At 46.1% G+C, this 284-nt stretch carries 2 tRNA genes; both read left to right on the top strand.

What is annotated here, in order from left to right:
• Nucleotides 1-103: 103 nt before the first annotated feature.
• Nucleotides 104-179: transfer RNA gene (locus AB4653_RS28230), tRNA-Thr, on the top strand.
• A 29-nt stretch (nt 180-208) separates the two neighbouring features.
• Nucleotides 209-284, top strand: a tRNA-Asn gene (locus AB4653_RS28225).

Here is a 284-nt window from a genome sequence, read left to right as displayed (position 1 = left end):
GTTCAGTTGGTAGAACGGCGGACTGTTAATCCGTATGTCGCAAGTTCAAGTCTTGCAAGGGGAGCCAAGTTAATCATTAAGCGTAAGCTTCTTGATACATGATGCCGACTTAGCTCAGTAGGTAGAGCAACTGACTTGTAATCAGTAGGTCACCAGTTCGACTCCGGTAGTCGGCACCATTCTCTTGATTAGAGCTTTAAGAATCAATTCCCCTTTAGTTCAGTTGGTAGAACGGCGGACTGTTAATCCGTATGTCGCAAGTTCAAGTCTTGCAAGGGGAGCCA

Source organism: Vibrio sp. 10N.222.48.A3, from assembly GCF_041475345.1.
Lineage (GTDB): Bacteria > Pseudomonadota > Gammaproteobacteria > Enterobacterales > Vibrionaceae > Vibrio > Vibrio tasmaniensis_A.
This window is presented reverse-complemented; position numbering and strand designations above follow the sequence as displayed.